The sequence below is a fragment of the Holtiella tumoricola genome (assembly GCF_027857615.1).
Lineage (GTDB): Bacteria > Bacillota > Clostridia > Lachnospirales > Cellulosilyticaceae > Holtiella > Holtiella tumoricola.
In genome coordinates this window covers 1-19437 of sequence record NZ_JAQIFT010000043.1, presented here as the reverse complement: position 1 = coordinate 19437, position 19437 = coordinate 1, and the positions used below count along the sequence as shown (strand labels likewise).

Below are 19437 nucleotides of genomic sequence, written 5' to 3'. Positions count from 1 at the left end.
CCTGATTTTTGCCATACTTTATCATATGAAAAATAGTAGCCTTACCAACAGGTGTGCTACTATTTGATATTATTACTTATTATTAATATTATAACATCCTAAGTAATCCTCATTCAAGCTAGGATTTATGAGACGATTCATCGTACTATTAGCACCGAATATCCTTATATCTATCATCTTTTTCCTCTTTACTTAATTTGAAAGGGCTTTCTGTCTTAAGTTTTCAAATTCTGTTTTAAGCATCTCTTCATCCACCTGATCATTTAAGCTTTTTTGCCATGCTACATAATATTCCATAATTTTATCTTCGTATTTTGTCCAATCCTCTTCATTGATTTTCAAGTATACGCTTTGCCCTACTTTTGCTTGTTGCTCTTGTGACGCATCCTCTACACTGATGTTATCAATAATTTGAATCACATCTTCTGATAGTGTTATTCCCTCTGCTGCATTATTCCATTCTCCTTGTATACCTACAACTACGCCACCGGCTACAAGTAGCAAAGAGATAATTAAAAGTAAGAAACCTTTTTTTACGCTCCCTTTTTTGAAATAAAGATAGCCAAATAAAATCCAGATTGCCACAATAAATCCTAGTGCACCTATAACAGCCATTCCTGTTCCAATTGTTACCATTTTGTTTCTCCTTATTGTTCTTTATCTATTAATTTTATGTAATAGTCAATTTATCACAAATATTTTCATTTATACTCTACCACTTTATTGCACTTAAACCTTATATTCTTTTAAACAACTGCTTTTCCTTATTGTCAATAGATTTTGCCATACAACAATACAAGCCAACCTAAGTCTACCCATTTCTAAGGAAGAGGGTATTCTCAGATTGACTTGTATCGTATTTTTATTTATTGTGTGCTATACGTAATGCATTGCCGATTGCAACAAGTGCCTTATCTAAATCTTCTTTTGTATGTGCTGTACTTAAGAACATTGCTTCGTATTGAGCTGGTCCAACGAGAACACCTTGTTCGAGTAAAGCTTGGAAGTAATGATTAAATTTCTCTGTATCACATGTCATGGCATCTTCATAGTTGCGTACTTCTTTATCTGTGAAGAACAGACATACTAATGAGCCAGCTTGTGCTACATGATAATTTAAGCCTAAATCTTGTAAATGTGTACGAATACCTTGTGCAAGGTAGTTCGCTTTTTCTTCTAATTCTTTGTATACTTCTTGATGATCACGTAAATATTCAAGTTGTTTCTTACCAATGTACATAGCAAGTGGGTTACCTGACAATGTACCTGCTTGATAAACTGGTCCTACTGGTGAAACCATATCCATAATTTCTGCTTTACCTGCGTAAGCACCTACTGGAAGGCCGCCTCCAATAATCTTACCAAAGCATACCATATCTGGTTCAATATCAAAGTACTCACGGCTGCTACCATATGCAATTCTAAATCCAGTAATAACTTCATCAAAGATAAGTACTGTACCATGTTCTTGTGTTATTTTACGAAGTGCTTCTAAGAAGTCACGTTCTGCTGGTACAAGTCCCATGTTGCCACCAATTGGCTCTACAATAACAGCTGCAATATCGTCACCTTGTTCGTTAAAGATAGCTTCTAATGCTTCAATATTGTTATATGGTGTTACAAGTGTATGTTTAACAACATCAGCTGGTACACCTGGGCTAGTTGGTACACCATAAGTAATTGTACCTGAACCTGATTTTACAAGTAATGCATCTGAATGCCCATGGTAGCATCCTTCAAATTTAAGAATCTTGTTACGTCCTGTGTAACCTCTTGCTACACGTAAAGCACTCATTGTCGCTTCTGTACCAGAATTTACCATACGTACTTTATCGATTCCTTTATAGGCATCTACAATAAGTTTTGCCATTTCAACTTCAATAGCAGTAGGTACACCATAGCTTGTTCCTTTAGCTACCATGTCGGCAATACCCGCTGTAATTTGTTCATTGCTATGACCTAAAATGAGAGGGCCCCATGAACAAATAAAATCAATATATTCATTACCATCTACATCCCAAATATGACTTCCATGTGCATGATCAATAAAAATAGGATTAATTCCTACTGATTTAAATGCACGAACAGGGCTATTTACCCCACCTGGAATATACTTTACTGCTTCTTCAAAAATCTCTGCTGAACGTTTATGCTCCATTGTAATCTCCACCATCCTATATCCACTTACATAATTCTTTTGCAAAGTAAGTAATAATAATATCTGCTCCTGCACGTTTGATAGAAAGCACACTTTCATAAATTGCTTTCTCATCTAAAAGGCCATTTTCTACCGCTAATTTGATCATAGCATACTCACCACTTACATTGTAGGCTGCAATAGGCATGTTAAAGTTATCTTTTACACGTCTAATAATATCTAAATAAGAAAGTGCTGGCTTAACCATAACAATATCTGCACCTTCTTCAATATCAAGCTCTACTTCACGTAAAGCTTCATCTGTGTTTGAAATATCCATTTGGTATGTTTTACGATCTCCAAATGCTGGTGCTGAATGTGCTGCTGCACGGAATGGTCCATAGAAACTTGAAGCGTATTTTGCACTATAAGCCATAATAGGTACATTCATAAATCCTGCTTCATCTAATGCTGTACGAATGGCACCTACTCTTCCATCCATCATATCAGATGGCGCTACCATATCAGCACCTGCAACTGCATGGCTTACTGCAATACGTGCTAAGTAAGGAAGTGTCACATCATTTTGTACATTTCCTGTTTTATCTAAAATACCACAGTGACCGTGGTCTGTATATTGGCACATACATACATCTGTAATCACATACATATCTGGTGCAAGCTCTTTCACTTTGCGAATAGCTTGTTGTACAATACCTGTTTCACTGTAAGCTTCTTTTCCAAAAGCATCTTTTTCATCTGGCACACCAAATAAAATTACATATTTAATACCAAGGTCTACAAGTTCTTTAATTTCTTCTTCTAAACGGTCAACAGAATAATGGAAGATGCCCTTTAAAGAAGATATTTCTTCTTTTTTATTTGTACCTTCTACTACAAAGATAGGATACACAAGGTTTCTTCTTTCTAATGTTGTTTCTCTTACCATTTCTCGAATTGCTAAATTACCACGTAATCTTCTTGGTCTTTTAATCATCATATAGCCTTCTTTCTATCTATTAGACTTTTTGTATACTGTTTGTTTATAACATCAGTATACATCCTTTAAATTTTACTCCAATATACAAAGTCTGGCAAATTTATTTATCTGATGACTACCATCCGTAATACTCCATCCTTTATAAACTGGAGTAAACAGATGCTACGTCCCTAGATAACGATTTCTAAAGTTCAAATGGAGTATAAAACTCCACCTGAACTAAGAAATCTGTTTATGCTTCACATAAACACTCAATCAAACCTTCTATGGTAAACGGATTTGCTTCTTTATATACTTCTAATCCTAAGTTTCTCATGGCTTTGCTTGTAATTTCACCAATAGAAATACATTTTATTGTCTTAACTTTTTCTTTATATTCTTCATCTAAAAGTGCCATTAAATTATTAGCTGTTGAAGAACTTGTGAAAGTAATATAATCAATAGTCTCTTCATCTAAAATTTCTTTTAATAAGGCTTTAGAATTTTTATTAAGCACTGTGTCATACATTAAAAGTTGTTCTACTTGGCAAATCGTTTGTAAACGTGTAGAAAGGATATCACGCGCTAGGCTTCCTTGTGGCATAAGTACTTTATCTTCATTTGTCAATTTACTTTCTAAAAGTTCAGCAATACTTTCTTGTGTAAAGCGCTCTGGCATAAAGTCTGAGCGAATACCATAACCTTCAAGTACCTTTGCAGTAGCACTTCCTACTGCTACAACTTTAAGATTAGAAAGTGCTCTTGCATCTTTTCGTAATGCATAAAGCCTATCAAAGAATAAACTTACCGCATTTTGACTACCAAATACAACATAAGTATAGTCATTTAATCTATTTAAAGTTTCATCTATCTCATCTGTCTGTCTTGCCACAATCTCTATTGTTGGAATTTCAAAAACATTTGCTCCTAACTCTTGAAGCTTAGCTTTAAGGTCGCTACTTTGTGTACGAGAACGTGTTACAACAATATTTTTTCCAAAGAGAGGGCGTTTTTCAAAGAAATTAAGTTTATCACGTAACTGAACCACTTCACCTACTACAATTAAGCTTGGAGAAGTAAGCCCTGCTTTTTTCACTTCTTCTTCAATTGTTAAAAGTGTACCTGTTGCTACTTTTTGATTGGCTCTTGTTGCCCAATTGATAACTGCTGCTGGAGTAGATTCTGCTAATCCATTCTGCATTAAGTTGGTACAAATTTTATTTAAATTACTAAGTCCCATTAAGAAAACAAGTGTTCCTTGCATACTCGCAAGTGCACTCCAGTTAATACGGTCTTTTGTCTCATCTTTAAGATGTCCAGTAATAACATGGAAAGATGGTGTATAGTCACGATGAGTAATAGGTATACCTGCATAGCAAAGTCCACCAATAGCAGAAGTAATACCTGGTACAACTTCAAAAGGAATATCTCTTTCTAATAAATATTCACCTTCTTCGCCGCCACGTCCAAATACATATGGGTCTCCCCCTTTAAGACGTGTTACCACTTTTCCTTCTTTTGCTTTTACAGCTAAGACTTCGTTGATTTCATCTTGAGTCATTGTATGATTGCTAGAAGCTTTCCCAACATAGATTAATTCTGCATCTGGTCTTGCAAGCTTTAAGTACTCTGCATTTGCTAATCTATCATATACAAGTACTTCAGCTTCTTTAATACAATCCAATCCTTTTAAAGTTAACAGTCTAAAGTCTCCTGGTCCTGCACCTACTAAATAAACTTTTCCACTCATCTGTTTAGCTCCTCCATTACGCTGTCTGCTAATTTATACCCCATCTGTCTAGCTACTTCAATGCTACCACATTCACTTGTTAATGCTTGTTTTACAAGTTTTGTTCCCTCTTCATCACCTAGTAAAGCTGTTAAATGAAGTCTTCCTGCTTCAAGATTGGCATAAGCACCAATTGGTAAGTGGCAACTACCTTCTACACCCGCAAGGAAAGCACGCTCTGCCTCTATCTGTATTTGACTTTTCATATCTTCAATTGGACGAATTAAGTTATAAATACGTTCATCATTTTCGCGAATTTCTATAGCTAATGCTCCTTGTGCTGGTGCTGGTAAAACCACATCTACTGGTAAATAATAGCCTATTTCATCTTCTCTTCCAATACGTCTAACACCCGCTGCCGCAAGTACAATACCATCTAAGTTTTCTGTTTCAATTTTGCTAATACGTGTATCAATATTTCCGCGAATCGGTTCAATTTGAAGATCTGGTCTAGCTTCTAAAAGTTGATATTTACGACGTTTACTTCCTGTTCCAATACGTGCACCATGAGGAAGTTCAGATAAATCATTAATAGGTTGTTTTAAGATAAGTACATCTCTTACATCTTCTCTAACAGGTGTATAAGTAAATTGTAAGCCTTTGCATACTTCGCTTGGCATATCTTTCATACTATGAATTGCTAAGTCAATTTCTCTATCTAAAAGCTGTTGTTCAATCTCTTTTACAAAGAGTCCTTTATCTCCAATTTTATCTAAAGGTACATTTTGAATAAGGTCTCCTTTAGTTTTTATAATTTTTATTTCAAATTCTACTTCAGGATTACAAGCTTCTAGTTGACTAACTACCCATTTGGATTGTGTTAGTGCAAGCTTACTTCCTCTTGTCCCTACAACAACTTTCATCCTCGTCACCATCCTAATCTTTTGCTTAATTTCAATCTTTTGCTTCCTTTATTCTATTATGCACTAAAGAACTTATATTTAAAGGTCAAAAAGTTCCTGCAACATAGACATATAAGCTTCTTGTTTCGTTGTGTCATCCATTTCTTTTAACGCTTTAACAGGTTCTCTGATTAAACGTTTTAAAGAGGCCATCATCATCTTATCAATAATTTTATGTTCTCTTGATGTAAGGTCCAGTTTGTTTTCTATATAATGCATACTATCTCTATGAATTTCTTGGCATTTCTCATTGAGTGATTGTATCGTTGGATCAATTTTTGTCATCTTAAGCCATGTAATAAATTCTTCTACATAGCTTCTAGTTATTTTTGCTGCTTCCTCTGCTAGTTCTTCGCGTTTAGCACTATTTTTATCTGATATATCTTGTAAGTCATCCACATCATAAAGACTTACATCTTCTAATGTAGCAACTTGACTCTCAACATCACGTGGCATTGCAATATCTAATATAGTAAGAGGTTTGTTTAAATGTGGCATTTGTTCTTTTAGCAATACAAGGTGTGGTGAAGCTGTTGAAGTAATTACTACATCTACCTCTTGTAATAACTCATAGCGTTTATCAAATCCTACTGGTATAGCCTTGTCTATCTCATCTGCTAAATCACTTGCTTTACAGAATGTACGATTAGCAATATAGATTACTTCTGGCTCTTCTAAAGCTAGATATTTTAAAGCTAGTTTACTCATTTTCCCTGCACCTAGTACAAGTATCTTTTTATCTGCTAATGTTCCTAGCCTTTCTTTTAAAAACTTAATACCTATATAGCTAATAGATAGAGGATATTCTGATATTTTAAGTTCACTACGAATAAGTTTGCCACAAGTGATGGCTTCTCTAAATAGTTTATTGAGCACTTTTCCACTAGCACCTATCTCCATAGCAAAAGCATGTGCATCTTTTACCTGTCCAAGTATTTGATCTTCTCCAATAACTATAGACTTTAGACCTGCTGCTACATCAAATAGATGCTTAATTGCTTCTTCTCCCGTTTCTATATAAAGGTAGCTTTTTGCTTCTTGTCCTAATATTGTATTTAATAACTCATGTACATCTTCTATTGCATTTTCAATGTTCTTTGCTGCAATATAAAGTTCACTACGATTGCACGTTGAAACAATGACAAGTTCCTTGCTTGACTTTTCTAAAAGTATATCTATAATTTCCATCTTTTTAGAATCTGTAAAGCTTACTTTTTCCCTAACTTCGACTGGAGCCGTAACATGACTCAGTCCAATTACTGCAATATCCATTATCCACCTCTTAATTTAAGTCAATAAACTTTTGCATCCTTTATTATACTATATTTATTACCAGTTAAAAATACTACTAAACTCAAAATAATAATAATTATTACTTACCTAATAAAAAAGCAGAGTATTATAGAATGCCCCCTATAATACCCTGCCCATTTTATCTGATGTATATCAAATTAGTTTATCTTTTGTAAAGACTCTATAAACTAAATCTTAGTGGTGACCGTCTTGGCTACCAGGACCTGCTGAATTGTGTTTAGCAATTGGTTTAACGTTAATGTTAGCACGTTTTTCATCTTCATGCCAGTAAATACGTTCAGCAATTTGAGCTTCTGGATTAAGTTCAACACCTTCAAGAATAAGTTCTTTGAATTTGATGTATCCAGCTCTATCGATTAAGTGACCACCGTGAAGGTAAACTGGTTTGTAATCAAGTGCCCATGCAGAGAATTTTGGCCAGTTTCTGAAGATAGAAAGTACTACATCTTCTGTTACCCAGTTAGCAAACATTTTACCCATACGTGGATATTGTTTACCTGTACGACCACCAAGCATGATTCTATAGAATTTTTGAGGATCACGTGTCCATGCGCTTGTTGGACAAGCGATTACACACTCACCACAACCTACACAACAACATGTATCTTTTTCGATTTTACCATTTACTAATGAAAGTACGCGAGTAGCATGGTGTGAACAAGCTTCAACACATGCGCCACATCCGATACAACGATCTCTATCGTAGTTCATTTTAGCAATACCGATTACACCGAAGTCATTGAAGTGACCTTTACCACAGTCATTTGGACAACCTGAAACAGCTGTTTTAATGTGGTAGTGACTTGGGAATACTTCTTTTTCGATTTTTTTAGCTAATTCATGTGTATTGATATTAGCTTTAATACAATGTGTGTTACCGATACAAGCCATGATGTTACGTGCACCAATTGTTGGGTAACCTTTACCACATGTTTCCATTTCAGCGTCACATTCAACAACTTCTACTTCTTTGATGTATTCGTTGATGTATTCGTTAACTTCTGGAATGCTTGGATATTTAATACCTGGGATATTAAGTGTATGTCTCATACCTACGTGGAATGTGCCATCACCCCAAGTTTGTGCTATATGTTGTACAGCTTGTAAATGTTTCGCATCGATAATAGAACCTGGAACACGTAATTGTAACATGAATTCTCCAGCTATTTTAGATTGACGGAAACAGTTAATTCTGGTTGCTTTTACATCAATATCGTGATTCATTGTGTGGCCTCCTAGTCAATTAATTGTTTTGCTACAGTGTAGTTGAATACTGGTCCTTCAAGACATACGTATGTCTCATCGATACGGCAGTGTCCACATTTACCGATTGCACATGACATTTTTCTTTCAAATGAAACCCAGATTTTTTCTTCTGGAATACCTTGTTTTACACATTCAAGACCTGCAAAATGCATCATGATTGGTGGTCCAACGATTACTACTTCATAGTTATCACCAAAATCTTTGAATGGGATTTCTTCGATGAATTTAGTTACAAGACCTGTTCTAAATCCTTCTTTTTCATCTCTATCTAATGTGAAGATAGTATTGAATTTTTCTTCCCAAACTTTAAGTGTATCTTTGAAAAGGATACCGTTTTCATCTTTGAAACCTGCAATGATGTTTACGCTTTGTGCGAAACCTTCTTCATTTGCAAATTTGTTGATCATACTTTTAACTGGAGCAACACCTGTACCACCAGCGATGATTACAACGTTTTTACCTTTGAATTGATCTACTGGCCAACCTTTACCGTATGCACCACGAACGAATAAAGTATCACCTGCTTCAAGTTTGAATACTTCGTCAGTTACTTTACCAACTGCACGGATTGTGAAATCCATCCAGCCATCGCCGTAATCACTTACAGAGATTGGACATTCACCAATTTTAGGAAGTGATAATTGACAGAATTGACCATGTTCAACTTTAAGGTCACCTGTTGCAACTTTAATTGTGAATTCTGTTTCTGTTTCTTGTTTGAACTCAAGAATTTGACAAGCTACTGGCATTAATTCATTATGCATTGCATTCACCTCCGCAGATTTCTTTTACAGCTTTGTTTACTTTTTCGATTGTCGCTGAGAATGAGATGAACTCTGGACATCTTTCCGTACATCTACCACAACCTACACACATATGGCCTTCGCCAAATTTTTCGTTGTAATCATGGATTTTGTGAAGTGTTTTATATCTGTAACGAGCAGCAGTTGTTTTTCTAAAGTCATGACCACCAGCCATTTCGTCAAATCCTGCAACTTGACAAGATGCAGCAGTTCTTCTTCTTTCACCTACTGAACCATTTTCATTGTAAGCAATATCTGTTGTTGTGAAACATGTACATGTGCTACAAGCAATTGTACAGCTTCCGCAACTGATACAACGTTTGTTGAATTCATTCCACATTTCATGTTCTTTAAGTTTGTTAAGAACTTCTTTGTTTGGAATTGTTGGGATTGTAACTTTTGTTTGGTTTTCTTCGATGAATTTAACTGTGTATTCAGCTTCTTCTTTACCTTCAAAGTAAGGAGCGAATTTTTCATCTTTAACGCTAATAAGAACTTGTCCGTCTTCGAAGCGAGCAGCTAAGCCATAGTTATCTGTTTTGTTTGTTCCCATTGAACAGCAGAAACATGTATCTTCACTTGAAGAACATTCCATCATTACGTAGTTTACTTTATCTCTCATACGTTTGTAGAAAGTATCTTCAAAACCGTTTTCTAAGAAAATTTTATCTTGGTTCATTTGTGCATTAATATCACAAGGTCTAGCAAAGATTAAAACTTTTTTATCGTGAACTTTAGCTTCACGGTATTCATCTTCTGTGAAGTAGAATAAAGTTTGAGTGATTGGTGAAACCACATCTTTTGCTGGATAGTCAGATTTTTCGTCAAATACGATTTCTTCTACATTTTTGATCTCAGCGTAACGGATAATATCTGTATCTGAGTAACGTCCTGCTTTTGGAAATCTTTTTGGTGCATAAATTTTGTACTCTTTTCTTAATTCGTTAAAGAGACTGTTAACTGTTTCAAAGCTTAATTTATAGCCCATCTTCTTGTCCTCCATTCGCATATTCCCCCCGTTACATTTTTAACGGAGTGCTGTATCTCTATTATATGCCTATTTACCCCCCCTGCCTATAGCTATAGACAACTTTACAATTTAACATTTCAATGCTAACCATTATGTTTTGTAATGGTTATTTATAGGTTTACATATTGACTTTGATATTTTTCTAACATATGTTAATAAAAAAAGATAGACTCTTATATAACTCACTGACGTTATACAAAAGTCTATCCTTTATCGTTTATATTCCTTAAGTATTCTGATAAATGCTTCAACATCTTCATCAAGTACTTTGTCTTTAGGTAAAATATATGAATAGTTACGTTTAGGCTCTATTTCAAGAGGTAAGATTGTAAGTTCTTTGTCAAAGGCTGCATGGCTAACCACGCATTCCGATATAATAGTAATGCCTAAATCATTCTTAACTGCTTCCTTTACTGCATAGTTACTATTGAATACAATTACATTTCTTGGTGTAATATGATGCATCTTCAAAAAGAGATTTAAGTACTCTTGAGTACCAGAGCCCTCTTCCCTACTAATCCAAACTTGATCATTTAAATCTGATAAGTTAACAGGACTTTCAACCAGCTTTGATTGATTACTTACGGCAATAACCATTTTATCCTCATAAAAGTAATCTCTTATAAAGTCATAATACGGATCTATACCCTCTATTAATCCTATTTGTATTTCTCCCTCATTCATCATATCGCAAATATGAGCAGTATTTTCGATTAAGATTTCTAATTGTACATGAGGGTATGCCTCTGAGAAGGCACCAATAAGAGGTGGTAAATAATAATCACCTATGGTCTTACTTGCACCTACTACTATTTTCTTCTTAGCATGATGACTAAGTTTAAATATATCTTCCTTTAAGCAATCTATACCTGCTATTAAATCTTGGCCTCTCTCATATAAAAGCTGACCTTCTTTTGTTATCAAAACTTCTTTACTCTTACTTGATCGTTTTATGAGGGTAGTATCAAAGTAATTCTCAAGTCTTTTAATATGCAAACTTACAGTAGGTTGTGATAAGTTTACTTTTTTTGCTGCCTTTGTAAAGTTACGATCCTTCACTACTTGTATAAAAGTCTTAAGTTCTTCTAACATTTTTCTCCCTCCTTTTCAAGTCTATAATTTCATATAGTGTATAGGTTATAGTATATCACGTTTTTCGGGATATTTCTACACTATCCTTTCCTATTAAATGTTTCAAAACATATAATAAAAGAGTGGATCAGAACCGTATTCTGCCTCCACTCTTTTTGAGTACTCAATATCTTTTTGTTTTATAGGATTAAGAAATGAAGTACAGCACTATTGTCTTACTTCAATCTTAATCCTAAGTGAAATGGAAATATCATATAATTGATATAACTTTATTATACTATAGTTTTAAAAAATTTCCACCCATAATTTAATATTTGTTACAACTTTCTTAAAATCTTTGTAAAAGCCGTTGCTACAGGATACTCCTTAATTTGACCTTCAGGCACAAACTCACCAGTATTTTGTAAAATTCGATTTATTATTTCCTGTACTTTTTCATTATACTCTATAACAATAGGGCTCATCATCCAAACTCTATGAGTAAACACATGCTTCACTTGATCTAATACTTCAAATTCAATCCCCATCTTTTGAACAACTTCCCATTGTTCTAGTGTAATAAGAGGTACTCCCCATAGTGATGCCAGGAGTCCTTCATCTTTTCTTTTTTCTAGATAAATACTATCTTCTTTTTTAATAACAAGCGCTTTATAAAATTCTGGCTCTGCTTTTGTTTTACTTGATTTAACAGGATATTCTGTTTGTGCACCTTCATGATAAGCCATACATAATGTTTGCATTGGACATATATTACACTTAGGATTTTTCGGTGTACAAATAAGAGCACCTAATTCCATTAATGCCTGGTTAAAATTCCTTGCGTCTTCAGGCATCAATGACATCACTTTTGCTTCAAAAATCTTACGTGTCTTAGCTACAGCAATATCATCATCTATTAAAAATTGACGTGATAAAACACGCATTACATTGCCATCTACAGCTGGGTAAGGCAAGTTAAAAGCAATACTTAAAACTGCTCCCATAGTATAAGGTCCTATTCCTGGTATATCTTTTACCAATCTAGCTTCCATTGGAAACACACCATCATACTGCTCAGCTACAACTTTTGCACCCTTATGTAAGTTGTCTGCTCGCCTGTAGTAACCTAATCCTTGCCAATAAGTATAGACTTCTTCTTTGTCGGCACTAGCCAAATCCTTTACCGTTGGAAAACGCTCCATAAACCTTTCATAATAAGGCCTTACTGTATCCACTTGAGTTTGTTGAAGCATCACTTCTGAAACCCAAATACTATAAGCATCTCTTCTTTCTCTCCAAGGCATTTGTCTTTTATTTTTGTCAAACCATTCTAGTAAATATTGTTGATAGCTCACGTGTCTTTCCTTTCTTGTTCTTCTCTATTGGTCTTTTTTATATTTTATACCAAACCACACATCTTCATAGCATTTTCTACAAACTTCTTCATATTTTTTGGAACCTCTTCTAAATTAATTCGCTCATTTTGAAGTATTTTTTTTCCATAGTAAACACCCCATTCATGCTCATATGTGGGCTTCCCAACTTTTTCATCTAATAAATAAACTGGACCATCCAGGCTTATTTCTTCATAAACTTCTACATAAAAAGGCATTCCTTCGTAGGTTATAAAATCATCTTGATAAAGAGCAATTAGATATAAAAAGGCAACCTGTTTTTTCTCTATGTTATCCTCAAAACGGAGTATTTTCATTTGTTCAGATAAGCTCTCAAACCTTTCTCCCCTTTTCTCTAAGCCTAACAACTCTGCTTGCTCAAGTAACGAATAAAAATTTTCTTCATGCTTTTGATCTTTAAAATATTGTATTTTCATGCTAAGCTCCCCTTGCTTCTTGATAACTGGTTCTATCTTTTTAAATCTTATCATATTATTTCTTTTTTCTCTAATAAAAAAGTGGCTATCGCCACTTCTCTACTTGTTTTAATTTATCTCGAAATTATAAAAGAATACACTATGTCATGTTCACCACTTATACGATAGCCGTCTTCTACATCTGCTCCCCAACTATTAATACCTCCTACACCTCTTACAGCTCCTAAGATACTTACTACAGTCCTTCTTGCAAGTGGTAACTCCTCATGGTGAGTTGCATTTTCCAACTCTTCTGCAGTATAAGGAATACAAGAAAATGCAAAAGGTTTCTCTCCTTGTGAAAAACGTATTTTAGTTGTGACTTCATCTTTATCGGCATTATTTAAGGTTTTACTACGATAAATCTCTAGCCATTTTGTCTCCATATGTACATTACAATCTTGTGGCACCAAATACTGTGTAATAGGTAAGCCTTCTACGTGATACACCCCAAGCTTTCCTCCCGCCATTCTATCAGGATAAGTTTCTCCTGATAAGCCTTCATAAGTATAACCCGTTGCTGCAGTTGGCACCACAAAGCGCATACCAAATACCGGAAGTTCTGGTAATCCTTCTTTTCCAAAATAATGTACATGAACTTTAATTTCTCCGTTTGCTGTAACATCATACTTTACCTTTACTTCTGTTTTAGGTACTGTAATCGTTTCATAGATAAAACTTATGCTTAATTCATTAGCTGTTTCATTTCCTATAAATCGATTATTAAAAGGTGCTATGACTTGAGGCACTCTTTCTCCATCAATAGCTATTTCTATATCCTTACATGTCATAAACATATCTGCACTCAACCACATTCCAGATTTTATACCAAACCCACTGCCTCTATCATTATCTGTCATTGCACGCCAAAAAGTAGGTTTAGGCGTACGATAAAGCCATTCTTTACCTTCGATAACTAAAGATTCTAATCCACCATACTGATAAGAGAATATATAATGAAATCCTTCACCCAGTACACCTAACGTTACATCACCATATACTATTTTAAATTTATTTGTACAGTCCATAATAATAGCTTACCTCCTGTATCGCTGGTTTCTCAGTACGATTTGCAAATACAATTCCATTACCCGAGAATTCATAATCAGAAGGTCTATCATCAAAATCGCCTCCATAACGTAATACCATTTTCCCAGTAATTTCATCTTCTACCCAAAGCGCTTGATCAATGTAATCCCATATAAATCCCCCTTGATACATCTCATACTGATCAATTAAATCTATATAGCACTTCATCCCGCCTAAAGAGTTTCCCATATCGTGCATATACTCACATAATATAAAAGGCTTTTTAGGTTCATTTTCTAAATAGGCTCTAATCTCTTGTGGTGTTGCATACATACGACTTTCTACATCAGAAATAGTATCTTTATACTTAGGGTTATGATATACACCTTCATAGTGTACAAGTCTGGATGGATCTATCTTTTTGAAATACTCATGCATTGCTAAAAGGTTGTTGCCTGCATAAGATTCGTTTCCTAATGACCAAAATAGAACACAAGGATGATTTTTAAAAGTCTCAAAGTTTGTTTTTGCTCTATCTAACACAGCATCCTTCCATTTAGGATGACTTCCTGGAACATTCCATAAAGGTTCTATTGCTCCCATCTTTTGCCATGAACCATGAGATTCTAAATTGGTTTCTGCCATAACATAGATACCATGTTGATCACACATTGTATACCATGGTATTTGGCTAGGGTAGTGACTGGTTCTAACTGCATTTATGTTATTTCGCATTAAACATTCAATATCCCATTGCATATCCTCTATAGTAATGCATCGCCCACTGTTTGCATTCCATTCATGTCTATTCACACCATTAAGTATTAAGCGTTTACCATTTAATAAGATTAATTTATCTTTTATCTCAATCCTTCTAAATCCAACTTGATAAGGAACAATTTCTACCAAATGATTTGTCTCATTCCAAAGTTCTATAATCAAAGTGTATAAATAGGGATTATGATAGTCCCATAAACTAACCTGTTCTATCTTTTCCACCATAAAACATACCTGTTGATCGATTGCAGCTTCTTTTTCTAAGATACAGCTTCCATCTTTATCACAAAGTATCATTTTTACCTTTCCAACAAATGTTTTAGCAGATATTTTTATATCTGCACTTATTTGCCCCGTTACATTATCTTCTTGTAATACGGGTTTAATCCAAATGTCTTCAATATGCATAACTGGTTTGGCATATAAAATCACACTTCTAAATATACCAAAAATCCTAAAGAAATCCTGATCTTCTAAATAGGCTGCTGTACTTCTTTTATGTACCTCTACAGCAAGTATATTCCCCTTTGCTTTTATATAAGGTGTCAAGTCAAACTCTGAAGGTGTAAAACTATCTTCTGCATATCCTACAAAATGACCATTTAGCCATACATACAAGGCTTCTTCTACACCCTCAAAGCGAATACATACCCTTTTTTCTCTAAGCCCCTCATCTAAATCAAAACACTTTCTATAAGAACCTACTGGATTGTACGCTGCCTCTGAAAAACATCCAATGCCTTCTCTCGTTTCATCAAAGATATAAGCTGGTCTTCTAAAAATATGTCCTTCCCATGGATACATTGTATTGATGTAATGTATCTTGTCATAACCACTTAATTCAATATGTCCTGGCACTTGAATTGTATCAAATGCTTCATCATTAAAGCTTACTTCATAAAAGCTTACTGGCCTCACCTTACTATTTTCAGAATAGGCGAATCGCCACTTACCATCTAAACTTTGTAAAAGTGCACTTTCCCCCTTATGATAAGCCTCTTCGCTCTCATAAAAAGTATGATCGCTATGAGCTGCTAATTGATTTACACGAAAAATTTCTGGATTATCTAACCATTTTATTTCTGCTTCCATCATACCTTCCTTTCTTCTTCCTCTTTTCTCTTATTCTTTTACGGCTCCAGCAGCTACTCCAGCTAAAATATATTTTTGGAAGAATATATAAATGATTACAGTTGGAATCATAATAATAATGATACCTGCTGCTAGCGTTTGCCAAGATCCTTGTTGTGCATTGGCATAATCCATTAAAAATGTTGTTAATGTACGCAACTTATTTTTTGGCATGTATAAATAAGGAATGTACATATCATTAATGATATTAATGGCTTTAATAATACATACTGTTGCCGTTGCTGGCTTAAGAAGTGGAAAAATAATTCTAATAAATAATTCGAAGTAGGAGCATCCATCTATTAGTGCGGCTTCATCTAAGGAAACCGGTAATTTTGAAATAAATTGCCTATAGATATAAAGTTGCATTAAATCTGAAGCGACATAAATAACAATAGGCGCACCCAAAGTATTATATAAGTTAAGACCTTGAATAATTTGGAATCTTGCTATTTCTGTTACAAAACTAGGAATCAGCATGCCCATAAAGAAAAGCATAATAATAAAATTCTTAAATTTAAAATCAAATCTTTCAATAACAAAAGCTGTAATTGTACCAAAAATAACATTAAAGAAAATAGAAACGACTAAGATAATTCCTGTATTCTTAAATCCTATCAATAAGTATTTATCAGAAAATACTTTTCTAAAGTTATCAAATGTAATACGATCAAAGCTAGGTAAGAGAAGAGGTGATGTAGTCGCCATATCTCCCTTTGTTTTAAGTGCTGCAAATAATGTAAGAAGTATAGGGGCAATAACAACAATAACCATACCAATACAAATGATTTGCTTAAGTACTTGTGTCATCGTACGTTTAAACATTCTTCTCCCTCCTCTCTTTTAATACAATGCCATGAATGATTTTATTTTGTATGAAGTAAATGATAATAATCATAACCATAATAGCTACTGCCATTGTTGCTGCAAGCCCGAAGTTCGAAAAGGTAAAAGCCGTTTTAATAGTATACAAAGTAAAGGTAGAAGATGCATATCCTGGTCCGCCTGATGTCATAACAAACGGAATGTCAAATACTTGTAGAGCCCCTCTAATATTATCAAAGAGTACAAAATCTACCATAAGCATAATAGATGGGATTTGTATATATCTAAACAAATGCCATTGGTTTGCACCATCCACTCTTGCTGACTCCTCGATATCTTGAGGTATAGATTGTAGTGCCGCCATAAATAAAATGACATGGTAACCACTAAAGCGCCAAACAGATACTGCTGATAATACAAAGTTAACAACCTTAGGATCTGACAACCAACTACGAATAAATGCTTCTAAGTTAAAAAATTCTAAAATAGCATCAAAAGCACCATTTATTGGTGAAAAGAAATAAGAAAATGCATAAGCAATAGCTACTCCATTGATAATGTAGGGTAAAAATACCATAGTTTTATAAAACTTGGCTGCACGCAATTTACTTGTTAGTAATACAGCAAAGGCAAGTTCTACTACAATCATGAGTAAATGCACAAAGAAATACACTGCATTATTTCTTAAAGATAACCACAAGTCTTTATTTTGTAGCATAGAAATATAATTATCTAATCCAATAAATTGGCTATTAGGTGAATATCCATCCCAATTTGTAAAGCTCATTCTAATTAAATCTATTCCCGGAAATACAACGAAACCAATAAGAAGTGTAATAGGAATAATAAGTGATATAATGATAAATTTCCATCTTGATTTAGCTAATTGATTCATGACTGCCCCCCTATTCAAATATGAGGACTTAATTACTAAGTCCTCATATTTAGATCTTCTATTTACTTATTGAATCCCTAGTTTCTCTCTTGCTTTTGTCCATTTGCTATTCAAATCCCCAAATGTAGCTTGTAAATCAAAGCCTTGTGTTAACATTTGAGCCCCTAACTTCTTATAGTCAAAAGTTGTTTCATTTTGGATAGCCATAAAGTTATCGCCACCGCCATCATACATAATAAGTACTTTATCAGGGCATAGCTCATCTGCTTGCGCTAAAATAGGATCTTTGTCTTTAGGGAAGTTAGACATTGAAGATGCTGAAGATACATAGTTAATAAAGTCTGGGTACCATGCATCAGAGTAGAACCATTCTACAAAAGCAATTGCTGCTTCTGGATTTTTAGAGTGTTTGGTTACACCCATGAAAGAGTCACCTTGTACAATGACATTATATGGATCACTTACTGTATTTCTTGCTGGTAAGTAGAATGTGCCAAGTTCTAAAATATCTTCTCCACTGTTTTGGATATTTTGAAGTCCCCAGTCACCTAATGCAATAATCGCTGCTTGTTTGGTTGCAAATAATGAAGTTACTTGATCATTTCCTAGACCTAATGGGTCTTTTCCAAGTACACCTGATGTAAATAATCTATAAATTTTTTCGTAAGATTTATAAACATCTGTTCCTTCTGCAAATGGTTCATCTTGTGACGCCATTGTATTCCAGTTTTGTCCATTACCTGATTCTAGAGCTGGCATAAATTCCATATAAGGATAGTCTGGCCATTCATCTTTTAAACCACATGCAATAGCCATAAAATCTTTATTATCTTTTCCATAGTAATCTTGTAGTTTTTTTGCTACTTCTTCAAGTTCTGGCCATGTTGTTGGTACCTCTACCCCTGCTTCTTTAAACATATCTTTCCAATAGTACACATACTCATAGCCTGAAGTCATAGGAATACCTAATACTTTGCCATCAATTGCATAACCTTCCGCTAATTCATTATTTGCACAAGCCTCTGTTGATGAAAGATCTACTAAGTAATCTTTAAATCTTGCTAATGTAAAAGGTTTATTAAACATAACATCTGGTAATTGGTTAGCAGATGAACGCATCTTCATGGCATTCCAGTATTCACTATCATCTTTAATCTTTTCTACTTCGATATCAATATCTGGGTATTGTTCTTGGAATTTTCCTATCATATCATTTTCTTCAATAAAATCATTTAAGTTATTATCCCAAATAGCAAAAGTAAGTGTTCCACTTAAACTCTCTTTCTTTTCTGTATTACTACCACTCTCTTGTTTGTTTTCATTAGAAGATGTATCCGCTACTGTACTATCTGTTTTCTCTGTATCACTAACTCCCCCACTTGCACATCCTACTAATGATGACGCTACCATTAGACCACTTAATACAGCTGTAAATAACTTTCTTTTCATTACTACCCCTCCTGTGTAATTTGATATCTAAAATTTATACTTTTACACATTTTTTTACCATGAAATATATTAATTTTTATTGATTTTTTTCTACTTCTAACCTTTTAATAACTTGATAAATGGTAAGAAATCTTATCATAAAGTAAGAAAAGACTATGTTTTACATAGTC

General features: G+C 34.2%; 17 protein-coding genes. All 17 read right to left on the bottom strand.

From position 1 onward, the window contains the following. Positions 1-192 precede the first annotated feature (192 nt). Positions 193-636, bottom strand: a complete 444-nt coding sequence (locus PBV87_RS10300) for a hypothetical protein (protein WP_271012189.1) — start codon at positions 634-636, stop codon at positions 193-195. A 226-nt stretch (positions 637-862) separates the two neighbouring features. After that, positions 863-2158 (bottom strand): glutamate-1-semialdehyde 2,1-aminomutase, encoded by a 1296-nt coding sequence (gene hemL, locus PBV87_RS10295; protein WP_271012296.1) that lies wholly within the window; start codon positions 2156-2158, stop codon positions 863-865. A gap of 16 nt (positions 2159-2174) precedes the next feature. Beyond that, positions 2175-3134: a porphobilinogen synthase gene (gene hemB / locus PBV87_RS10290; protein ID WP_271012188.1), complete on the bottom strand. Its 960-nt coding sequence runs from the start codon at positions 3132-3134 to the stop codon at positions 2175-2177. Positions 3135-3369: 235 nt separating this feature from the next. Next, entirely contained in the window at positions 3370-4866 is a 1497-nt protein-coding gene (gene cobA, locus PBV87_RS10285) for a uroporphyrinogen-III C-methyltransferase (protein WP_271012187.1), read from the bottom strand. Beyond that, entirely contained in the window at positions 4863-5768 is a 906-nt protein-coding gene (gene hemC, locus PBV87_RS10280; protein WP_271012186.1) for a hydroxymethylbilane synthase, read from the bottom strand. Before hemC ends, cobA begins: the two co-directional genes overlap by 4 nt. A 78-nt stretch (positions 5769-5846) precedes the next feature. Next, positions 5847-7079 carry a glutamyl-tRNA reductase gene (gene hemA, locus PBV87_RS10275; RefSeq protein ID WP_271012185.1) on the bottom strand — a complete coding sequence of 411 codons (1233 nt, stop codon included), beginning with the start codon at positions 7077-7079 and terminating at the stop codon, positions 5847-5849. 216 nt (positions 7080-7295) lie between these two features. Beyond that, positions 7296-8345, bottom strand: a complete 1050-nt coding sequence (gene asrC / locus PBV87_RS10270; RefSeq protein WP_053984622.1) for a sulfite reductase subunit C — start codon at positions 8343-8345, stop codon at positions 7296-7298. An 11-nt stretch (positions 8346-8356) separates the two neighbouring features. Continuing rightward, positions 8357-9151, bottom strand: a complete 795-nt coding sequence (gene asrB, locus PBV87_RS10265) for an anaerobic sulfite reductase subunit AsrB (RefSeq protein WP_053984623.1) — start codon at positions 9149-9151, stop codon at positions 8357-8359. Further along, on the bottom strand, positions 9144-10178 hold the full coding sequence (asrA, locus tag PBV87_RS10260; RefSeq protein ID WP_053986319.1) for an anaerobic sulfite reductase subunit AsrA: 1035 nt from the start codon (positions 10176-10178) through the stop codon (positions 9144-9146). The genes asrB and asrA overlap by 8 nt, the downstream gene beginning before the upstream one ends. A 252-nt stretch (positions 10179-10430) precedes the next feature. Then, complete coding sequence (locus PBV87_RS10255) at positions 10431-11312, bottom strand: LysR family transcriptional regulator (protein WP_053984624.1); 882 nt, start codon at positions 11310-11312, stop codon at positions 10431-10433. A gap of 317 nt (positions 11313-11629) precedes the next feature. Beyond that, positions 11630-12646 (bottom strand): A/G-specific adenine glycosylase, encoded by a 1017-nt coding sequence (gene mutY / locus PBV87_RS10250; RefSeq protein ID WP_271012184.1) that lies wholly within the window; start codon positions 12644-12646, stop codon positions 11630-11632. Positions 12647-12690: 44 nt separating this feature from the next. Next, a complete protein-coding gene (locus PBV87_RS10245) occupies positions 12691-13122 on the bottom strand; it encodes a hypothetical protein (RefSeq protein WP_053984626.1) in 432 nt (143 codons plus the stop codon). A gap of 113 nt (positions 13123-13235) precedes the next feature. Then, positions 13236-14189 (bottom strand): beta-galactosidase small subunit, encoded by a 954-nt coding sequence (locus PBV87_RS10240; RefSeq protein WP_271012183.1) that lies wholly within the window; start codon positions 14187-14189, stop codon positions 13236-13238. Continuing rightward, positions 14173-16059, bottom strand: a complete 1887-nt coding sequence (locus tag PBV87_RS10235) for a glycoside hydrolase family 2 TIM barrel-domain containing protein (protein ID WP_271012182.1) — start codon at positions 16057-16059, stop codon at positions 14173-14175. Before PBV87_RS10235 ends, PBV87_RS10240 begins: the two co-directional genes overlap by 17 nt. Positions 16060-16089: 30 nt before the next feature. Then, positions 16090-16923: a carbohydrate ABC transporter permease gene (locus PBV87_RS10230; protein ID WP_053984629.1), complete on the bottom strand. Its 834-nt coding sequence runs from the start codon at positions 16921-16923 to the stop codon at positions 16090-16092. Continuing rightward, a complete protein-coding gene (locus PBV87_RS10225) occupies positions 16916-17818 on the bottom strand; it encodes a carbohydrate ABC transporter permease (protein ID WP_271012181.1) in 903 nt (300 codons plus the stop codon). The genes PBV87_RS10230 and PBV87_RS10225 overlap by 8 nt, the downstream gene beginning before the upstream one ends. A 66-nt stretch (positions 17819-17884) precedes the next feature. Next, on the bottom strand, positions 17885-19267 hold the full coding sequence (locus tag PBV87_RS10220; RefSeq protein WP_271012180.1) for an ABC transporter substrate-binding protein: 1383 nt from the start codon (positions 19265-19267) through the stop codon (positions 17885-17887). Positions 19268-19437: the final 170 nt, after the last annotated feature.

Coding starts and splice junctions, on each gene's coding strand:
- PBV87_RS10300 (WP_271012189.1), bottom strand. CDS start 636: ATGGTAACAATTGGAACAGGAATGGCTGTTATAGGTGCACTAGGATTT.
- hemL (WP_271012296.1), bottom strand. CDS start 2,158: ATGGAGCATAAACGTTCAGCAGAGATTTTTGAAGAAGCAGTAAAGTAT.
- hemB (WP_271012188.1), bottom strand. CDS start 3,134: ATGATTAAAAGACCAAGAAGATTACGTGGTAATTTAGCAATTCGAGAA.
- cobA (WP_271012187.1), bottom strand. CDS start 4,866: ATGAGTGGAAAAGTTTATTTAGTAGGTGCAGGACCAGGAGACTTTAGA.
- hemC (WP_271012186.1), bottom strand. CDS start 5,768: ATGAAAGTTGTTGTAGGGACAAGAGGAAGTAAGCTTGCACTAACACAA.
- hemA (WP_271012185.1), bottom strand. CDS start 7,079: ATGGATATTGCAGTAATTGGACTGAGTCATGTTACGGCTCCAGTCGAA.
- asrC (WP_053984622.1), bottom strand. CDS start 8,345: ATGAATCACGATATTGATGTAAAAGCAACCAGAATTAACTGTTTCCGT.
- asrB (WP_053984623.1), bottom strand. CDS start 9,151: ATGCATAATGAATTAATGCCAGTAGCTTGTCAAATTCTTGAGTTCAAA.
- asrA (WP_053986319.1), bottom strand. CDS start 10,178: ATGGGCTATAAATTAAGCTTTGAAACAGTTAACAGTCTCTTTAACGAA.
- PBV87_RS10255 (WP_053984624.1), bottom strand. CDS start 11,312: ATGTTAGAAGAACTTAAGACTTTTATACAAGTAGTGAAGGATCGTAAC.
- PBV87_RS10245 (WP_053984626.1), bottom strand. CDS start 13,122: ATGAAAATACAATATTTTAAAGATCAAAAGCATGAAGAAAATTTTTAT.
- PBV87_RS10240 (WP_271012183.1), bottom strand. CDS start 14,189: ATGGACTGTACAAATAAATTTAAAATAGTATATGGTGATGTAACGTTA.
- PBV87_RS10235 (WP_271012182.1), bottom strand. CDS start 16,059: ATGGAAGCAGAAATAAAATGGTTAGATAATCCAGAAATTTTTCGTGTA.
- PBV87_RS10230 (WP_053984629.1), bottom strand. CDS start 16,923: ATGTTTAAACGTACGATGACACAAGTACTTAAGCAAATCATTTGTATT.
- PBV87_RS10225 (WP_271012181.1), bottom strand. CDS start 17,818: ATGAATCAATTAGCTAAATCAAGATGGAAATTTATCATTATATCACTT.
- PBV87_RS10220 (WP_271012180.1), bottom strand. CDS start 19,267: ATGAAAAGAAAGTTATTTACAGCTGTATTAAGTGGTCTAATGGTAGCG.